This window comes from Novacetimonas hansenii (assembly GCF_014843995.1).
Classification (GTDB): domain Bacteria; phylum Pseudomonadota; class Alphaproteobacteria; order Acetobacterales; family Acetobacteraceae; genus Novacetimonas; species Novacetimonas hansenii.
Genome location: NZ_CP062147.1, coordinates 2,063,622 through 2,084,020, shown reverse-complemented (window position 1 = coordinate 2,084,020; position 20,399 = coordinate 2,063,622). Strand labels below are relative to the sequence as shown.

The 20,399-nt window shown below is 54.7% G+C and carries 10 protein-coding genes; 6 read left to right on the top strand and 4 right to left on the bottom strand.

The annotated features are described in order from the left end of the window. Positions 1-49: 49 nt before the first annotated feature. A complete protein-coding gene (locus IFJ82_RS08990; protein WP_167613971.1) occupies positions 50-205 on the bottom strand; it encodes a hypothetical protein in 156 nt (51 codons plus the stop codon). Positions 206-569: 364 nt separating this feature from the next. Further along, on the bottom strand, positions 570-1,418 hold the full coding sequence (locus tag IFJ82_RS08985; RefSeq protein ID WP_003619639.1) for an FkbM family methyltransferase: 849 nt from the start codon (positions 1,416-1,418) through the stop codon (positions 570-572). Between the two features lie 937 nt (positions 1,419-2,355). Here IFJ82_RS08985 and IFJ82_RS08980 point away from each other — a divergent pair. Further along, a complete protein-coding gene (locus tag IFJ82_RS08980; RefSeq protein ID WP_192263992.1) occupies positions 2,356-3,615 on the top strand; it encodes a DUF2075 domain-containing protein in 1,260 nt (419 codons plus the stop codon). A gap of 12 nt (positions 3,616-3,627) precedes the next feature. Here the strand turns inward: IFJ82_RS08980 and IFJ82_RS08975 are convergent, their stop codons facing one another. Both IFJ82_RS08975 and IFJ82_RS08970 read right to left on the bottom strand, forming a co-directional pair. Next, positions 3,628-5,922 carry a GH92 family glycosyl hydrolase gene (locus IFJ82_RS08975; protein ID WP_192263990.1) on the bottom strand — a complete coding sequence of 765 codons (2,295 nt, stop codon included), beginning with the start codon at positions 5,920-5,922 and terminating at the stop codon, positions 3,628-3,630. Positions 5,923-6,279: 357 nt separating this feature from the next. Next, positions 6,280-6,714, bottom strand: a complete 435-nt coding sequence (locus tag IFJ82_RS08970; RefSeq protein ID WP_192263988.1) for a hypothetical protein — start codon at positions 6,712-6,714, stop codon at positions 6,280-6,282. Positions 6,715-6,720: 6 nt separating this feature from the next. On the opposite strand from IFJ82_RS08970, the gene IFJ82_RS08965 reads away from it, so the two are divergent. The 5 genes from IFJ82_RS08965 (at position 6,721) to IFJ82_RS08945 (ending at position 20,352) form a co-directional block, all read left to right on the top strand. Next, entirely contained in the window at positions 6,721-9,333 is a 2,613-nt protein-coding gene (locus IFJ82_RS08965) for an ATP-binding protein (protein WP_175576183.1), read from the top strand. After that, positions 9,330-10,046 carry a response regulator transcription factor gene (locus IFJ82_RS08960; RefSeq protein WP_003619646.1) on the top strand — a complete coding sequence of 239 codons (717 nt, stop codon included), beginning with the start codon at positions 9,330-9,332 and terminating at the stop codon, positions 10,044-10,046. Before IFJ82_RS08965 ends, IFJ82_RS08960 begins: the two co-directional genes overlap by 4 nt. Before the next feature lie 495 nt (positions 10,047-10,541). Then, the gene (locus IFJ82_RS08955; protein ID WP_192263987.1) at positions 10,542-16,352 is read left to right on the top strand and encodes an autotransporter domain-containing protein; all 5,811 of its coding nucleotides are present in this window, start codon (positions 10,542-10,544) and stop codon (positions 16,350-16,352) included. A gap of 68 nt (positions 16,353-16,420) precedes the next feature. Beyond that, positions 16,421-17,089, top strand: a complete 669-nt coding sequence (locus IFJ82_RS08950) for an invasion associated locus B family protein (protein WP_192263985.1) — start codon at positions 16,421-16,423, stop codon at positions 17,087-17,089. Positions 17,090-17,940: 851 nt separating this feature from the next. Then, on the top strand, positions 17,941-20,352 hold the full coding sequence (locus tag IFJ82_RS08945; protein ID WP_192263983.1) for a TonB-dependent receptor: 2,412 nt from the start codon (positions 17,941-17,943) through the stop codon (positions 20,350-20,352). The last annotated feature ends 47 nt before the right edge of the window (positions 20,353-20,399 follow it).

Below are 20,399 nucleotides of genomic sequence, written 5' to 3'. Positions count from 1 at the left end.
GCGATCAGGGCCGGATGCGTCTTACGCGATAGGCGTGGCGGCATGATCTTTACCTGCGTCCCGGTGCGCCATACTGGCTGCCGTAACCACCACGATGATAACCGTCATGCCAGTAAACGGGATGGCGATCACGATGGGCGGCATGGCAGCCAGCGATGGAAAGGCCAAGAGCCATGATGACGAAGATGTTGAATGGGCGCATCATAAGATGTCCTGACTGGATAGATGTTTGGAACGTGCAGGATCGCAAAAGGTTCGGCATGTTCCGGGGACTGCCGGGATAAGTAACTTTTTAAAAAGTAGCAAAATGTGATATTTGCCGCTTAGAGACTGTTTGAAAACAAATCATTAATAAAAAAACAAGAAAAGTTTTTGGGTGCTGCCTTTTGATCGAAAAAGGCAGCATCTTCTGAAGCTTTGTTAGAAAAATATCCACCAAAAACCTTTATAATTTCAGTATGTTATTGAGTCTGACTTTTCAAACGGCTGCTTATATCCCAATGACTAGACACATCAAAACAACACTGCCCGGCAGGATTGGGCCTGCCGGGCAGTCTGCTTATTCTCCCTTATTTTCGTGATAGCAGGATGTTGCCGCGACTACGTGCCTTGCGGCGATATCCGGCTTTAGCCAACCTGCCCATCAGGTCTGATTGCCAACGATCACGTTCACTGTATTCAATGATAATATGACCGGGTAGCAGGCCGACAGGTGCGGTATCCAGAAAGGGTAGTAAGGCCCTATCCTCATATCCTTCAATATCAATCTTCAATACATCAACATGATTTACTTGGGCGTCTGTCAGGATATCAAGCAAAGGTCGAATACGAACGGTTTCTCCTTCACCCTGACCAATGCTACCACTCCCATAATCCATATTGGTCTGGATCAGGGTGCCGGGCTCATCCCTTTTACCTACGGCTGCCTTGACCAAAAAAGCTTTGATCCCGTTAAGGGCCATGTTGGTGGAAAGTCTTTCAAAGACAATGCCATTGGGCTCAATGGCGATGATCCTGGCCTTTTTGGTGGCAGCAAACAGGGAAAAGAACCCCATATTTGCCCCGATATCAACGAAGGTGCCACCAGTAGGCAGGCATTTGTCCAGCCATCGCCATTCTTTGGCATTGTAGCAGTTTCCGCAGACCGCTGACTTGGCATCAGTCTGGTTATCCTGTGGATAGAACCGAACTTTCAACCCGAACAGATATGAATCCACAGGGCCTTTACATTCCTGTTTGAACCTTTCGACAAAGGGGCGTCGAAAACGCATATATCCAAACAGGGTATCGAAAAATACCGTGCGTATCCGTTTCTGTATTTTGGTTGGGGGATAAGTTCCGAAGGGAAGTATGTTTATGTTATGTTCCTGAATGGGCACAACAAATGGCGGTGATTCCGCCACCTTTTGAAGTATCATTATTCACCATGTTTCATCGCCCTACGACAGGCGTGCTTGCACATCAACGCCTTTTGGCGTCGGGTGGGTCGTAGCGTGTGAAACAAGGTGAACTCACGCCCTACCTATTCCCCAGACGATAAACAGCACTTACTGTTCACCGCTGGACCATAGTCCGGGTGTTGTATTCGGCAGGCCACCCGACATAGGGGCCTCCTTGTTTCAACGGCGCTACGACACGCCACCTCACACTATAGCACATGTAGGGTTGCACTACCACAGTCAAATATAAGATACTGATTTAAAACAATATTACAAAAATATAGCCTAATTTTTTAGCAGCTATCATTAATATGTATGGGGGATGTTTGATCGGTGTTCATGCCAATGAACTACGGCGCGGACCTCACTGATGAACAGTGGGATTGAGCCGGCATTACATTCCAAGGACAGGGTCAGGCGCTTGCCCAAGGGAAACAAACATGCATCGGCATCATTGATGCCATCATGTATGTGGTAACGCATTGCTGTAAATGATGTGGGGTGTCCACGCATTTCCTGTCGTAGCACACGGTCTGTAAAATACGGGTGATGACGAACTGTCTATTACACCTTATGTAATATGGTGATAAAAGCTGCCGATGTATGAGGTGCAGCCCGCAATATGTGTAATTAACAGCCGTGGTATCGAACAGGAAAATCCGCCAATGCCGAGATCAAAAATTTTTGGAAATTTTTAGACCCTGATTGAATATTTTACCTTGTTTTGATAATTTTCCAAATAGGCGACAGGATCATGGTCGGTAATCTTATATGCTGGCATTGGGGCGGTCATGAGTGGTGGAAATCAGGACAGGTCTGCACAAAAAGTATTTTGTAAAAATCCGAAAAATTCATACCTGTCATGGTATATTTTGCAACCGGATTTCCAGATCCTCTCCTTGGCAGGTAAAAATATATGATTAAGCCTCTCCATTCCCGTAAGGACAGCGCAGTGTCGCGTCTTGCGCCTACGATGGCGTTAACACAGGGACAGGATGCCCTGATGGCGGAGGTGCTGTCTTTCTGTCGCGCCCATCAGGCGGATGACCACGCGGTGTTTGTGATTGAGGGGGATGCGGGTACTGGAAAAAGCCTGCTGCTCAACACCCTGTTTACCGCGATACAGCAGGCGGCACGGGGACAGGATATTCATGATCCACTTTATGGTACCCATAATTTCCTGTTGGTCAATCATCCGGAAATGATCAAGCTTTACCGTAATATTTCACAAAATCAGACTGCACTACGTAAAAAAGATTTCGAACGTCCGACAACCTTCATAAACCGTGCATATGGTGGGGCGCGACGTGCCGACATAGTTTTGGTAGATGAAGCCCACCTGCTGTTGACCCGCAGCGATCCTTATAACCGTTTTCGCCAGAATAACCAGCTTGAGGAAATTATCCGCCATGCGCATGTCGTGGTGATTATCTTTGATGCTCATCAGGTTCTGAAATTCAAGAGTCTATGGGATGGTGCCTCCCTTGCGCGATTGCTGTCGGGCGTTCCGGTCGTGACACGGCGATTGGAACATCAGTTTCGTATGCATGCCCACACGGATGTCATGCAGTGGATACGTGCGCTGCGAGATGGCATCCTGCGGCCACTGCCCGCACCGCAAACGTTTGATTTCCGTGTTTTTGATGATGCACAGGACATGTATGGCGCTATCAGGCAACGGGACATGCAATATGGTATGTGTCGGATGCTGGCGACCTATGATTATCCCTACATACTGAATGGACAGGATCATTTCATTACAGAAGGGCGTTTTCACCTGCGTTGGGATCGTGCCATGCCGCAGGCCCGCCTGCCGTGGGCGGAACGGCCCGATACGATTGACGAAGTGGGGTCGGTCTATACCATCCAAGGGTTCGACCTTAATTATGCTGGTGTCATCCTTGGGCCGTCTGTCACCTATGACCGCGCGACGGATCGTATCGTGATCGACCCCTCCCGTTACGAGGACCGTGCGGCCTTTACCGGTCGGGACGGGGTGGAGAACCCGGCAAAGGTCATGGTACGGATCATTCTCAATTCAATCAACGTCCTGATGACCCGTGGGGTAAGGGGGCTGTATATTTACGCAAGCGAACCAGGACTGCATGCCCGTCTGGCGCGATTGTGGGAGGAACGGCAGGTTTCTGATGCGCCCCAATCCGGGGAATGTTTATAATATATACCATGTTCATCGTTTCGGCGTGGCCTGCATGACAAAGCGCAGTTCTCCTCCTTTGAGGATATCTTCGTGTCGCAGATGCAGAAGGTCCTGTGTCCTGCCATTGAGGGTCACGGACGCAACATAAGGATGGCCAGCATCCAGCCCATCCGCCACCATGGTAAAGATGCGTCCGTTGGGCAGATGAATGACCGCCTTGGGCACGAACGGCCGGCCGATGGTGTAATCATTGCTGCCTGGTGCAACGGGATAAAAGCCCAGCGCGGTGAACAGGTACCATGCCGATGTCTGCCCCAGGTCGTCGTTACCGGCCAATCCGTCGGGACGGGCATTATACTGGCTGTCCATGATCTGTTGCAGACGCTGCTGTGTTTTCCATGGCGCACCGGCATAGTCATAAAGATAGGCGATATGGTGGCCTGGTTCGTTGCCATGCGCATACCATCCGATCAGCCCGCTGATATCCTCAACATTTTTGAATCGGGCAGGATCGACTTTCGTATCAAACAGTTCGTCGAGCCTGGTGGTGAATTTCTCATTCCCTCCCATTGTCGCAATCAGGCCGGGCACGTCTTGTGGCACGTACCACAGATATTGCCAGGCATTGCCCTCGGTATAATCGCTGCCATAGGCCGCGGCGGCAGGGTCGAAGGGAGTGTGGAATTCCCCTGTGCTCAACCGGGCCCGGAGGAACCCGGTCTGTGAATCCCATTCATTGTGCCAGTTACGGGCGCGTTTTTCAAAGGTCTCGGCAATGTGTGTCCTGCCCATCGCACGTGCCATCCGCGCAAGCGACCAGTCATCATAGGCATATTCCAATGTCTTTGACCCGGCTTCGGCTTCCCGGTCGATCGGGACATAACCAAGCTTCATGTAATCTGTCAGGTCGCCGTAAACGGGTGATGTGGCAGATGCAACCATCGCATCGAGTGCGGCATCCGCGTCAAAACCCCGCACCCCTGCCAAATAGGCGTCTGCGATGATCGGCACGGCGTGATATCCGGTCATGCACCATGTTTCCAGCCCCTGATAGGACCAGATCGGCAGCACGCCAACCGGGCTGGCCTGTTGCGCCGCAAGAAGGGAGCGCACGAACTGTAAACTCATATCTGGACGCAGCAGCGCCATGAGCGGCTGTTGCGCGCGATATACGTCCCATGTGGACCATGTGGAGTAGAAGCCAAAGCCGCGCGCCTTATGGACTTCCTGATCCGGGCCGCGATAATCCCCGTTGGCATCCATGCTTAGGGTAGGGGCAAGCATCGCGTGGTACAGCGCGGTATAGAACTGTGTGCGCTGATCAGTTGAGCCTGAGACGTCAATGACCGAAAGTGCCCGGTTCCATGCGGTTGTGGCATCGGCACGGCGCGCATCGAAATCCCAGCCTCTGCCCTCGGCCTCCAGGTTGGCGATGGCATTTGTCTCGCTGATGGGAGAGATTGCGACCTTCACCCCAAGTGGCGTGGAGAGAGTGCCGAAATCGAATACAGCCTCGACAGCGCGGCCATTCTGCTCATCGGGGTCAACGGGGGCATTCCCTGGTCCACGGAACCCGTGATAGGTCAGGTTGGTTTCGCGATTATAAAGGGTCCGCGCGACCATCGGACGTGAAAAGCGCATTGCAAAACATGTGGTCCGCCCCGGTGCCCACCCACGTGTGGTGCGACAGCCCGACACGGTTCCGTCTGAACGCACGCGCAGGCGCGTCCACAGCACTTTTCCCGGATAGTCATAGATGCTGGGGCGCAGGTCCAGCAGGATATGTGCGGGTTTGTCCGTGGGAAAGGTATAACGATGCCATCCTACCCGCAATCCGGCCGTCAGTTCAGCACGGACACCATAATCATCCAGCGTTACGGAATAAGATCCGGGATGTTCCTCCTCGGTCGCATGGCGAAAGCGTGAGCGATAGCCACTTAGGGGCTTGGCCGGATCGCCGGGTTCCATGCGGACATCGCCTGCAATGGGCATCAGCAGCCAGTCGCCAAGGTCGGAATGCCCCGCGCCAGAGAAGTGGGTCTGTGAAAATCCCATGATGGTGGGGTCATTATACTGGTATCCCCCGGCCCAGTCATAGGCATGGTGGAATTCCGGCATCGCGGTGTCGGGAGAAGGCTGGATCATGCCGAATGGAATGCTTGCCCCGGGGAAGGTATGCCCGGCGCCGCCCGTACCGATGCGCGGGTCCACCATGTCGGCGGGCAAGGGGGCATGTTGCATGCTGGCATGCCCGCTGCATGGGAAAATGAAGGCGGTAGCCGCCAGCATGACGGGCAGGCCGTACAGGATCGGGCGGCGTTTCATGAATGCATCCTGTCTTGGGTGTGGATCATTACGGACACGGCATTTTACATGACATGGTGGCGGTGTCATCCCGCGCCCTGAAGGGGGCTGGTTCCGGCGGAAAACATCCTGCCCCGTCATACCGGTTTCCGCGACAGGTTCCTTCAACGGGATGAATTGTCAACCCACGTTGACAAACTCACTTTTTTTTCGATTGTCACGCTTGTGCGCCGGGGGCAAATTATGACCATACTGCATAACTCCTACACAACCATGAAAACAGTAGCGTCAGCACCATGTAATTACAAATTGCCATGACAAGGGAAACCTGATCAGAAAGCGTTGCCAGAGATATATGTCGAATGTCGGGTGCGTCTGTCATGTATGTGCCGGCAATCGGGATTGTAATATCTCTGCATCAGGCCATGGCCGCGGATCGCGGGATATATGTGTGGTTTTTACAAATACGCTCCGTAATAAAGAAATATTTAATTTTACCCCAGGATTTCTGTGTCCTTGCGGTTTTTTTCTGATGCATGGGCAGGCGATGACGCCTCGCACTGCACCGGCAAAGGGGACATGATGCATTTCCAGCGTCTTCCAGGTGGCCGGGGCTGGCATTTCTGGTCGATATTGATTTTTTTGGTATCGATTGGTCTGGTTGCAGGCGTTCATATTTCCGGCGCCGTGGCAGAGGATCTTTATCGGGCGGTTGTAGGCAATGGCGTCATTGACCTCAGGCAATGGGATGCGCGGCACACCATTGCCCTGGATGGTGACTGGCAGGTTTTCTGCAGGTTGGATGGGGCACATCTGTCCATGCCTTCAGGGGATGCGCTGGTGCCGGATGCAACGCTCCACGTGCCCGGCCTGTGGAACACCACCAACATCTGTCGGCGGGTTAATGATAATCGACCTGCCGGATTTGGGGCACTTACCTACCGCATGGTGGTGCGTCTGCCACAGAACGTACCGCAACTGACGCTCCAGATTCCGCAGATCCTGTCGGCATCGCGCGTGTGGGTGGATGGGCATGTGGTGTCCCAATCAGGGGTGCCGGGCCTGCATGCGGGTGATGAAACGCCGCGCACCCTGCTGAACCAGTACGTGTCGATTGAACCGGGGCATTCCACGCTTACCCTTGCTGTGGAGGTTTCGAATCATTTCCATTTCGAGGGTGGGATCCTTGGCCCCGTTCTGGTCGGTGGGCATGATGACCTTCGGCAGGCCCTTGAATTCCGGCTTGTCTTTGACGCCGGGGTGTTGGGTGCCCTCCTGATCCTTGCCTTCTATATCGCCGCTTTTGGTGTCACGACCCATTCACGTGGATGGGGCTGGCTTCTTGTACTGATCATCTTCCTTGCCGCGCGTCTGGGCTGCACCAGCGGCCTGCTGGCACGGATGTTTCCTTCGCTGTCTGCTACATTCCTGTATCGGCTGGAATACCTGACCATTTACATGTCATGGCCGATCTATTTCCGGTTGCTGTGGGAGTTTTTTCCGGGGTGTCTGCATCGTTTCGCGGGGCGGTTTATACAGGTTTCGGCCGCGATGGGATGCCTGCTGACGATCCTGACCCCTGTGGCGCTGTTTACCCGGTTTCGCGATGTCTCCATCCTGTTTTTGATATGTTCCGCCTGGTACTACACATGGTGTGTTATCCGGGCGATCCGTAACAAGGAAAGCAGTGCTGAAATCCTTGGCCTTGGCGTCGTGATCTTCATTACCTGCGTCCTGCATGATGGCATGATGTATGCCCACTGGTGGCGGTATGGAACCGACCTTGCGCCACTTGGCGGGCTGATGCTGCTATTTTTCCATATCATTATCCTTGGACAGCGTTTCGTGGCGTCACTCAGCCATGTGCGTATCCTTTCGAATGACCTGGCCCTTTTGAATGCCAGCCTTGAGGCGCAGGTCTCTGAACGCACGCAGCAGATTGAACTTACGTTGGCCGAATTGCATCGCGCCAAGGACCGGGCGGAAAACGATGCGCGCAACAAGGGGCGTTTCCTTGCGCATCTGAGCCACGAGGTACGAACACCGCTGAATGCCATATTCGGCATGACAAGCCTGATGCTGCGCGATAGCCCGCGAGAGGACCAGAGACGCAGGCTTGAACTCATGCGCTTCGAGGGGGCAGGGCTTGTGCGGCTTCTGGATGACGTACTCGATATGGCCAGCCTGGAGACTGCCCGGATCGAGATTGTCCATGTGCCCTTCAATCTGGGGGATCTGTGCACGCAGTTTGCGGATGTCATGGTGGAACGCTGTGCGGAAAAGGGATTGGCGTTTACACATGAATTCGATCCCCTGCCGACGACGATATCGGGTGATCCGACACGGCTGCACCAGCTTTTGGGCAATGTCCTCGATAATGCGCTGAAGTTCACACAAACAGGTTCTATCAGGTTTGTTGTCCGGGCGGAGCGCTGCGGTCCGGGTGTGTGGGAGATCGCATTCGAACTGACCAACACCGGTCCCGGAATCCCGCCGCATGTGCTGAACCGTGTCTTTGATGAATTTGTACGTGGCCCGGATACGGAATTCGTACCGGGATCAGGGCTGGGCCTTGCCATTGTCAGCCGACTTGCTGTTGCAATGGGGGGGCGCGTTTCGCTGGACAATATTGATGGTGGCAGCAGGTTCACCTTTACCTTACCCCTTGGCGAGGTCGGTGCGATCCCGGTTGCGACCACGCAGGGCGCGTTGATACCGCGTGTCGGCCTGTCGGTCCTGCTGGTGGAAGATACGCCGGAAAACCGGCTGGTCATGCTGGAAATGCTCGTCCCTTACGGAATGGATATTGCTGTTGCCGCCTCCGGGGCGGAGGCGCGTGCGCAACTCGAAAGTGGATATTTTGACGTGATGCTGCTCGACATGGTGTTGCCCGACATGCAGGGGGAGGATCTGGCACGATATGTCCGTGCAAGTGCCGACGCCACGACAGCAGCAATGCCGATCATTGCCGTGACGGCAAATGTCATGGGGCCGGATATCATGCGTTATCGGGCAAGCGGCATTAGTGATACCGTTGCCAAACCTGTTTCCTTCGATGTGCTTTTGTCCACTATCGCTACTTTGTGTGGGGGGGGCATGCGCAAGGGGGGCGAAACTTCGGATGCCGGTTTTTCCATCGCGGCTGAAATGCCTGTCTTTGCCGCTGCATGTCGGGAGTGTCTGTCGGAAATACGCGACGCCATGGCCCGGGAGGATGGGGAGTGTATACGGCGCGTGGCCCATCGGATGCGTGGCAGTGCGCCTGTCTTTGGGTTCGCGGGGCTTGGGCGTATTGCGATGGACGTTGAAAAAGTGCTGTGCGCGGACCCGGCGCGCCTGGATGTCGCGCATCACCTGATGGCAGCGCTGGAGGCGACGATTGCGCGTTTTAATCCTGCCGAACAGACCATTTCCAGAAAAGTTGTCACATGAAACACGATGGTCCCATATCTGAGGCACAAGCGATCCTGCTTGTCGAGGATGCCCCGGAATTACAAGGTGTGATGCGGCGTTATCTGGAACGGTGCGGCTACCGGGTTACGGTTGCGGGCAGTGTTGCGGAAATGCAGGAAAAATGGGGTGCCAGCCTGCCTGATCTCGTGCTGTGTGATATCAACCTGCCTGATGGTGACAGCCGTGAGGCCGCGCGCAGGTTGCGCATACATGACCATGCCGCGCTGATTTTTGTCACCGCCCGCGACGAGGTTTCTGACCGTATCCAGGCGCTTGACGATGGTGGTGATGATTATGTGGTCAAACCGGTCGTCCTTGACGAACTCGCGGCAAGGGTGCGTAGCGTCCTGCGGCGCAGGGGCAGCAGGTCTTCCTTCCTGATGGTAGGGAACTGGCGCCTTGACCTTGTGCGCAAGCAGCTTGTCTCCCCCGGTGGGGAACAGGCAGTCATGACGGGGGGGGAATTTTCGCTGTTGATGGCCATGGCTGTATCGGTCGGGAATGTCGTGTCGCGTGACGTGTTGCTGGAGGCCATCGGCAGGCGGGATGACCGTGATGTTACCGTCCGCACGGTCGATACGTTGATAACGCGCTTACGTCGTAAAATACCACCGGCCTCCACGGCGCGGGACCTGCCACGCCCCGTGATCCGTACAGTGCGGCGCAGCGGATATCGTCTCGACCTTGTTTAAAAAACATTCGATATATCCGTTCACTATGCAAAGTTATCTGATCGGAATGACTTGTTAACGCAGGTTGACAAAATCATCGTCTTTCCGGTTGTCACCACCCTCTGTCGCGGGCAAACTTCGGGATGTGAACTGACAGGATATCTGCGCCGTAAAACAGGATGCCACCGGATATGCCCGGTGATCCCGGAATGACAGGGGTATGGAATATGGGATTGAAAAACTTTTTAAAAATATAAGAAAAATAAATTCATGAAATATCGGGTTTTTGAAAATAGATTCCGATTGCATGTCTGATATGGGGACCAGATCGGTGGTGTCCCATGTATATGCATGTTTTTCACAAACCTTTTCCTGTCAGGGAATTATCTGAATTTATGTCCCGAAATCAGGGACTGTGCCGGACGTAAATCGTTCCGATATTGCAACGTAATATCGTTGGAAATGTGTGTTTTCCCCCTATCATTTCCAATGCGATGCCACCCAGGATTTGTCTTGATGCATAACAGCCCCCTTCCTGCTCGGGTCACCCGTTTTCCTGCGGGTGGCAACCCACACTCCTATCCGCGTTTGCAGCATGTTCTGCGTGCAGGCACCAGCCTGTCGCGTGCTGTTTCATCTTCGCCCTGGTCGGTTGCCGTGCTGGCGGCCTTGATCAGTACGGGCGTGCCCCATGTGGCGATGGGGCAGAGTGCTGGCGGGGTGGTGGCGTCGGCTGGATATGGCGGCGTGGGCGGTGCCGGTAATGGTGGGGGCGGCGCTGGTGGCGGTTGGCCCGCAACTTCGCTGGCAGGCGCGGGTGCCGCGTCGTCCGACGGTGTGGGCGGCGCCGGGCATGACGGGTTGAGCCTTAGTGGAGAAAGCGGTGCGGGCGGTGCGGGCGGCGTAGTCGGTTCCGCAGGTACCACGGCTTATGATAACAGCTTCAACGCAGGCGGCGGCGGTGGCGGCGGGGCTGGCGTGATCGAAAGTGCCGGCGCATCCGTTACGTCCGCCATCACGGGGGGGCGTGGCGGTGGCGGGGGAAACAGCACCTGGAACGGCGGCGGTGGCGGCGGTGGCGGCGGTGGGGCCGGTGTTATTGCGACCGACAGTGTTACGGTGTCCAATGTCGTAACTGGCGGGACCGGCGGGAACGGTGGTGAGGCGGGTGTCTCCAGTGAGGGCGGCGGCGGCGGTGGCGGCGGCGGTGGCGATGGCCTCGACCTCCTTGCCAGTGGGAATGCCACGGCCACGACCAGTACTAACAGTGCGAGCATCACAGGTGGTGCAGGTGGCACCGGTGGCGCGGGGCAGGCCGTCAGTGGTGCGGCCAACACGAATGGTGGCGGTGGCGCCGGTGGTGTCGGCGTGGCCTTTATGGGGCAGGGGCTGACTCTTGCCAATGCGGGATCGATTACCGGTGGTGCGGGTGGCACAGGCGGAAGTGTCGGTGCTGGTGGTGTCGGCCTTGTCATGGTTGGTGGCGATACAGTGGATAATTCGGGGTCCATTACCGGCGGGATGGCTGGTGATGGCACAACGCAAGCCGATGCGATCCTTGCCAGTGGTACCGGCAACGCACTGTTACTGGAAAATGGTAGTACCCTTTCAGGCAATATTGAAATTGCTGCGTCCTCTGGCCTCGCCATCGCGTCAGGGGGGGCGGGCACGCTGAATAACGCCATTGTAATGGATGATGCGTCGTCCGCGCTGTCCTTTACCAAGGGGACGGGCGATGCGCTCGATGTTTCTGGTGTGATTTCCGGTGCGGGTGCCGTCACGGTGGCCGACGGGGCGCATGTGGTCCTCAGTGGTGTCAATTCATATGCGGGGGGGACCACGATTGATGGCGGAAGCCTGTCGATCTCATCTGATTCCGCGTTGGGCAATACGGCTGGCGGCCTAAGCCTGACGGATAACGGGAACCTGGAGACAACAGCGAACGTCACGACTGCCCGTAGCATCATGCTTGGCACAGGGGGGGGCGAAATTAGCCCCGATGCAGGCACAACCCTGAACGTGACTGCGCCTGTCAGTGGCACGGGCGGACTTACGATGGATGGGGCAGGGGCACTGGTGCTGGAAGGTAGCAATACCTATACCGGGGTCACGACGATCAGTTCCGGGACATTGGAACTTTCGGGGGCAGGTTCGATCGCAACGTCAGGCGGAGTTGTTGATAACGGAACGCTCGATATTTCAGGGTCCTCCATGGAGGCGAATTCGGTCGCATCCCTGTCGGGTAATGGTAATGTTGCATTGGGCGAAGAGACGCTGGTGTTAACCAATGCCAGTGGCACGTTTGGCGGGGTTATTGCCGATGGTGGTGTAGCAGGCGGCACCAGTGGCAGTCTGAATCTGACGGGCGGGACCGAGACACTTACCGGGGTCAATACCTATACCGGATCGACACAGATTTCATCAGGAACGCTGGCACTGGCGGGTGATGGAAGTATTGCGTCTTCCAGCCTGCTCTCAATGTATACCGGCGGTGTTCTTGATATTTCAGGCACATCCGACGGTGCATCCGTCACTGCCATAAATGATGCAAATGCAACAATCGCACTTGGCGGCAATACCCTGACAATCGGGGCAGGGGCCAAGGGAGTGGAGACACCGGAACTGCTTCTCGCCGGTGGTGTCAGTGGCAATATTGTGAACGGGGTTGTCGGCCCGATTGTGGATGGTGGGATCAGCGGTGGTGTCGGGGGCGGGATAACCCTCACGAATCCCGGCACGTCAGGGTCGACTGTCATCACCATCTTTGGTGGGGAGAACACTTATACCGGTGCGACGACCATCGGTAGTGGAACTGCTTTATTGCTTGCCTCTGCAAGTACACTCGGAGAGACGGACGGCTCATCCTCACAGGCCAGCATAGCATCATCCAGCCGTGTGGTGGATAATGGTATTTTTGATATCTCGCTTAACAGTACGGTGGCATCCAACACATCGGATACAAACAGCGATAGCAATAATGATACGCAGTGGACGATCGCCGCATCTTCCACCGCGATTACATCGTTGGCTGGGAATGGCGTTGTGTCACTGGGCAGCCAGAACCTGCTGCTGACGGATGCATCGGATACTTTTTCCGGCACGATTACCAATGATAGCATCGCCAATCAGCAGCTCGGCACACAGACAGATACAGTCGGCGGCAGCCTGACCCTGGCGGGGGGACATGAAACCCTGACGGGCGTCAATACCTATACGGGGGGGACCACGATCGAGGCTGGCACGCTGACGGGTACGACAGCAAGTTTCGGCAGCGGTGCGATCGTGGATAACGGCACCCTGGATATCGACCAGTCAACGAATGGAACGCTAACCAATCTGGTTTCTGGCACCGGCATGCTGTTCAAGGATGGAACCGGCACGCTGAGTGTGGCGCAAGCTGAGACCTATACCGGGGCAACGTCGATCAATGCAGGTACGCTGGCGCTGACGGGTGATGGTAGCATCGCGGCCTCAAGCGGGGTTACGCTCAGCGGCGGTACATTTGATATTTCCGGCACCACGGATGGGGCGTCGATTGCCTCCCTGTCGGGCAATAGCGGTGGCGCCGTTGCGTTGGGTGGTGAAACGCTGACTCTGACCGATGCTGCGGGGAGCTTCGCGGGCACCATTGCCGGGACGGGGGACGTGACGCTGCTTGATGGGCGTGAAACGCTGACGGGCAACAATAGCTATACCGGCGAGACCACGATTTCCGGTGGCACGCTGGCACTGGCGGGTGATGGCAGCATCGCGACCTCAAGCGGGGTTACGCTCAGCGGCGGCACATTTGATATTTCCGGCACCACGGATGGGGCTTCGATTGCCTCCCTGTCGGGCAATAGCGGTGGCGCGGTTGCGCTGGGTGGTGAAACGCTGACCCTGACCGATGCGGCGGGGAGCTTCGCGGGCACCATTGCCGGGACGGGGGGCGTGACGCTGCTTGATGGGCATGAAACGCTGACGGGCAACAATAGCTATACGGGTGAGACCACGATTTCCGGTGGCACGCTGGCGCTGGCGGGTGATGGCAGCATCGCGGCCTCAAGCGGAGTTACGCTCAGCGGCGGCACATTCGATATTTCCGGCACCACGGATGGGGCTTCGATTGCCTCCCTGTCGGGCAATAGCGGTGGCGCGGTTGCGCTGGGTGGTGAAACGCTGACCCTGACCGATGCGGCGGGGAGCTTCGCGGGCACCATTGCCGGGACGGGGGGCGTGACGCTGCTTGATGGGCATGAAACGCTGACGGGCAACAATAGCTATACCGGCGGGACCACGATTACCGGCGGTACGCTGACGGGTACGACGGGAAGTTTCGGCACAGGCGAAATTGTCGATAATGGTACCCTGGAACTCCGTCAATCAGCGGACGGTGCGTTGACGAATATGGTTTCGGGCACTGGTGCGCTGGTTATTGACAGCACGGGCAACATGACGTTGTCGGGTGTGAACAGCTACACCGGGGGCACGACGCTTGCTGGGGGGGCACTGACGGTTGCCAGCGCATCAGCCCTCAGCACGGGTGCGCTGAACATGGCACAGGGCACGACCCTCAATTTCGGTGCGGATGGGCTGGTGCTGTCAAATGCGCTGGTCCTGAACGGTGATCCCACCGTCAATGTGGCCAGTGGCCAGGGTACGCTATCTGGTACGCTTTCGGATGGCACATCGCCGGGCGATCTGGTCAAGGTCGGGGCAGGCACACTGATCCTTTCAGGGGACAGTACCTATAGTGGCGGCACCGAAATCGCTGACGGCACACTTGAAGTCGATGGCAGCATCGTCAGTCCAGTTGTCGCGGATGCAGGCACCACCCTGGCGGGCACTGGTACGGTCGGCACCACGACCATTTCTTCGGGAGGGACGCTCTCGCCCGGGAATGATGGTGATCCGATGGGAACCCTGACCGTCCAAGGGAACCTGACGATGGCCGCAGGTTCAAATTACGTGGTCAACCTGTCCGAAGATGGTGGCCATGATCTGGTTTCAGTGCAGGGTAAGGCCACACTGGAAGGTGGTACTGTCCGCAGTATCACGGCAGATGGAAGCTGGAACACGAATGTCCGGTATACGATCCTCAGTGCCACGGATGGCGTGTCGGGGAAATTCGCATCCGTGACGTCGAACCTTGCTTTTCTGAACCCGATCCTGACCTATAGCGCGGATGACGTCTATCTGCTTCTGGGGCGCAATACAGTCAGTTTCGCGTCGGTGGGGGATACACGCAACGAACGTGCCGTTGGTGGCGCAATGGATAGCATTAGCAGCGGATCGTTGTTCAATGCGTTGGTCCAGACGGATGCCAGCACTGCACGTCATGCCCTAAACGGCCTGTCGGGCGAACTGCATGCATCTGCCCGTACCGCGCTGATTCAGGACAGCTATTACATTCGCGATGCGGCAATAGAGCGTCTGCGTGGCGCGGATTGCGAGCGCGGTGCAGCCAGCGGCATGAAAACGGCATCTGCGAATGGACAGCGGACCGACGGGGCCTGCAGGTCTGAACATGCAGCATTGTGGATGCAGGCCTATGGATCGTTCGGGCATAATGCGGGCGACGGGAATGCGTCAGGCATGGGGCATTCTGTTGGTGGGTTCGTGCTGGGGGCGGATGCGCCGGTGTTGGGCTGGCATGTCGGTGGGCTGGTTGGATATGGACATTCCACTTTCGACAGTTCCGGGGTCTCGTCCTATGGGCACAGCAGCAATGTCAGCCTTGGTGGATATGCCGGGACGCATTGGGGACGTCTGGCGCTGCGGATGGGGGCGACCTATACGTGGGATATGCTGTCCATGACCCGTAATGCGCGCTTTACCGGCTTTTCCGATCGGTTGAGCAGCCGTTATAACGGCGGCACAGCGCAGGCGTTTGGGGATATTGGCTATCATCTTGACGCGGGGCCGGTTGGGATCGAACCTTTTGCCGATATCGCCTATGTTAACCTGCATACGGACCGTTTTTCCGAACATGGCGGTGCCGCTGCGCTTGCGGGACGTGCGCTTGATACCGGGGTGACTTATTCCACTTTCGGGGCGCGTTTCTCTTCCAGCTTCAATGCCGGTGGTGTTGTGTTGATGCCCAATGCAATGCTGGGATATCGCCATGCGTTCGGCCTGACCATGCCGACTGCGCGTGAAGCCTTCATGTCCGGCGGTGACACATTCGAGGTTGCCGGTGTGCCGTTGGCCCAGGATACCGCAGTCGTCAAGCTTGGCCTGCGTGCGAAGCTGAGCCGGGTTCTCGATATCGGTCTGTCCTATATCGGTCAGTATGGTCGTCGTTCGGTGGATAGCGGGCTGACGGGGAATATCCGGGTGAAATTCTGATCTTTCCCGGTCCATGGGCACCTTGTGACCCACAGGCAGGATAGGTTGGAGAGGATTGGGGGATAATTATGAAAAAAACGACCTCACTGGTCGTTGTCCTTGCCATGGGTCTTCTTGGCTGGGGTGTGGCGCATGCTGATCGGGCGCGTTCGGGTTCTGCGAAAGGTGCCGGGGCCAGTAGCGTGGCAGCAACGCCGTCTGCATCCCCGACGGCAGTAGGCGCGAAACCCGCGCCGACCGCACCCGCCATGGAAACCCTGTCACAGACATCTGGCCCATGGCTTGCCCGTTGCATGTATCCACATGGGGGTACCAATGGTCCGGCATTATGTACGATACAGCAGCGACTGGTTGTGCAGAATGCACGGAAACAGCCGATTGTGATGGGGGCAGTGACATTCACCAGAGAACGTGTAACGGGGACCTCTACGCTCGGCCCGTATACGTTGATGGTGGAATTGCCGCAGGGGCTGGCACTGGGCAAACCTGCGACAATTGCAGTGGATGGGGGTGTGGCGATCCCGCTGTCATGGATGACCTGCATGGGGACGGAGTGTATTGCGAACCACCCCGCGCTTTCCGATGCGATGTTGGCTGAATTTGCGCATGGAAAAACTGCACATCTGCGGTTCACCGGACTACGCGGCAGGGATATTACTCTTGATGTGACGCTTAAGGATTTGGATACAGCCATGACGGCGCTTGCTGGATGGGCAGCCAGGAAAAGCACGATGTAGGGTGATTTTCATTTTCATAAATGACAATGGAAGTTTTATAAATGCCACCTTTTAAAGGGTGGCATTTTTTTTTGAAAGATTTTCTGGCCCCTATCCATATCCCTCTTTGATCAAAGTTCTTTTGTCGTCCCAGCGGCATACAATAAGAGACAAGGGGGAATATAAAGCGTCCAAAGACCACCGTTGCGTCCTGATATGAACAGTTGCGTTGCCAGTGTCTGTGAGCGAGATTTATCCCCGACCGTTCGAGGGCGGGGAAGGTATAGCCCTATGGGAAGAGTATGCTTATATTTCCAGATCAGTACGAAATGTCATATGGGAATGATGGCAGCAACAAGAATACAGCATAAGATGCAAGAATATTTACAATAAAATTCGATGTTTATTATAATTAAAAACATTCATGTTCTGTATGTTTTCATAAATAAAATTCATTTATAGTTCATATCGTAAATAACTTATAAATATTTATATAGTTTAATTTTTAACACAATATTTAAAATAAAACAAATAAGTTCAATAAATATATGCGTAATATGATTTTTTTTGTACATACGACATATGTTTTGTCGCTGCTGTGCATCCATTTTACAAGAGGTGCGAACAGGCATCCTTCAGCTATCATAAAAACATATGGATCATAAAGATCGTTTATATGTATCTGTTGGATATTGGCAGTAAATGACTGTTTATCATGTCATTTTATGCTTCTTTTCTCTCGTGGTGAGTGGTCGTTTCGACTTCATGATTTGTTGGAAATCTGTTCGGCACATCGTTATCGTAAAGGAACAATATGAGGCTTTGAAACCATTCATTGGCCTTCTTTCATTCTGGTGGCGAGGTAAGAAATAATGACCAAGAATACGTATTTTCTTTATACAGCGCTTGTGTCTTTTATCTTGCTCCCGCATATCAGCGAAGCGCAGGCTGCCGGGCAGCTTACACGCGTGACGGGGGGCGATACACAACACTCCTCTACGGCCCGAGCTGCCGCGGCAAAGCAGCCGACAGGGATCACAGCGCAGAAAACGCCCGAAACCATTAATGTCAGCCGCAACCGGCAACCCGCATTGGCCAGTGGGCAGATGTCCTATCATACGGATCCGCGGGCAATCAGCACGGTCTCGCGTTCTTATATTGAAAAGCAGGCAGGCGCACAGAGCGTCATGCAGATGATCCAGAATGCACCAGGTGTAAATTTCGGGGCATCAGACCCGTTTGGCGTCACAAATCATTCTCTGCTGACAATGCGTGGCCTGAACCAGCAGGAAATTGCCTTTACAGTTGATGGCACACCACAAAATGACATCAATTCCGGGCAGGTTTTTGCATCACAGTTGCTGGACACCGAGAATCTGGCAGAAGCCCATGTATCGCAGGGGTCCTCTGCCATTGATACCCCTGTCTTTTCTGACCTGGGCGGAGAGGTGGCATATAAGTCCATAGATCCCACCGACAAGATGGGGGGGTATGCCGAGGCCATGTTTGGCACATGGATGTCTCGTAAGCAGTTTATCCGCCTGAATACCGGGTATATTGGCAATACTGGCATCAAGGGATGGGTATCGTTTTCGAACTTCCACGATCAGCACTGGACGGGACCAGGAACTGATAACCGCAAGCATATTGATCTTAAGTTTACGAAGGAATGGGGCGATGGTAATCGTGTTGCCGCCGTGTTCTCGTGGGCGGATCAGGAACTGTCTCAATATTACGAACCGACATTGGCGCAATGGAATGCCAAGGGGACATCTAATTATTATAACCCGACTTTTGTAAAGGGGGCCTCGGCATCGTATAATAAAAACTACTGGCAGTTAAACCATAATCCATGGGACGATATCAATGTTGGCCTCCCTATATCGTTAAAGCTGAACAAGCAGTGGCATTTCAATGCGGAACCCTATCTGTGGCATGGGTGGGGTGGCACGATTGCAGGTCAGACATTGCCATCTGGATATGCCTATTACGGATCTGAAAAGGTCACGGGCATGAGCGCCCTTCCCAATACTGTCGATGGATCGGCAGTGGTGGGCGAGCGCAGCACAGATACGCCGTGGCGCGTCGGATTCAATACCAAATGGACTTACAAGACCGGGATCAATGAACTGATCTTTGGTAACTGGTATGAATATGGTGATTTCAGTTATTGGTCTGATTTTACAGCTGTTGGTTCAAATGGGTTGGCTGCGGCGACATGGGGCAACGAATATGCCATCCGTATGCCCAATGGTAAACCATTGCGTGCAATGGATTATAATGTGGTGGAACAGACCAATGGCCTTTACCTTGCTGATACTGTTTCCCTTCTTAATGACAAGTTGAAAATTTCGGCTGGCCTGAAGGCAATGATGGTTGATCGGCGTGGGACGGACAAGATGCCGAACACGCAGTATGTCGTCAGTGGCAACAGTTTTCAGCCACTTCCGCGTGTTTCCATTCATTATCAGATCAATTCCCATCACCAGATTTATGTAAACGGCACAACCGGATTCCGGCCACCGTTGAGCATGAGCTTCTTTGACATCTACAACCCCAACACGGGTGCGGCAACGCAGCTTGGCGGTGGCAAGACGAAGGATGAATATTCCATCGAGGAGGAACTTGGCTACCGGTATCGGGACAAGACATTTACGGCATCTGTCGTGTTCTTCAACTATAACTTTACCAATCGGCAGATCGCATCACAGACTTATATCGGGTCGTCACCGGTTTCGACCTTCATCAATGTTGGCGGACAGACATCGCGTGGTGTCGATGTGGAATTTGGTACACGCCCATTCTATCACTTCAGCCCATATGTCTCGTTTGAATATCTGTATACGAGATTGGGCGATAACTTCAAGGTTGGGGATAACTACCTGCCGACCAAGGGCAAGGAAGCTGTGGCCTCCCCACGGTTTCAGGGTTCCGTGGGTATTTCCTACGATGACTCCCACTTTTTCGGGAATTTCGCGCTTAAATATATCGGAACACAATATTCGACCTTCATGAATGATCAGCAGATGCCCTCGCAGGTACATGCCGACATGTCCATTGGCTATCGCTTTCCGTCTTACGGACGACTGCAGAAGCCGACACTGCAGGTAAACTTCATTAATCTGGGCGATAATCATTACCTGTCTGGGATCGGTGGTGTCATGGCATCGGCCAAAAGCCATGAAAATGTCGGTAATACAGCCGTTGTTGGGGCGACTGGCACCCCAACTTACTTCATGGGGGCCGGATTTACGGTTGCGGTACAGATGGGGATCCATTTCTGATCGTATGTCACGCCCATGCCCTATTGTGCCAGCCTATGGGGCAGGGA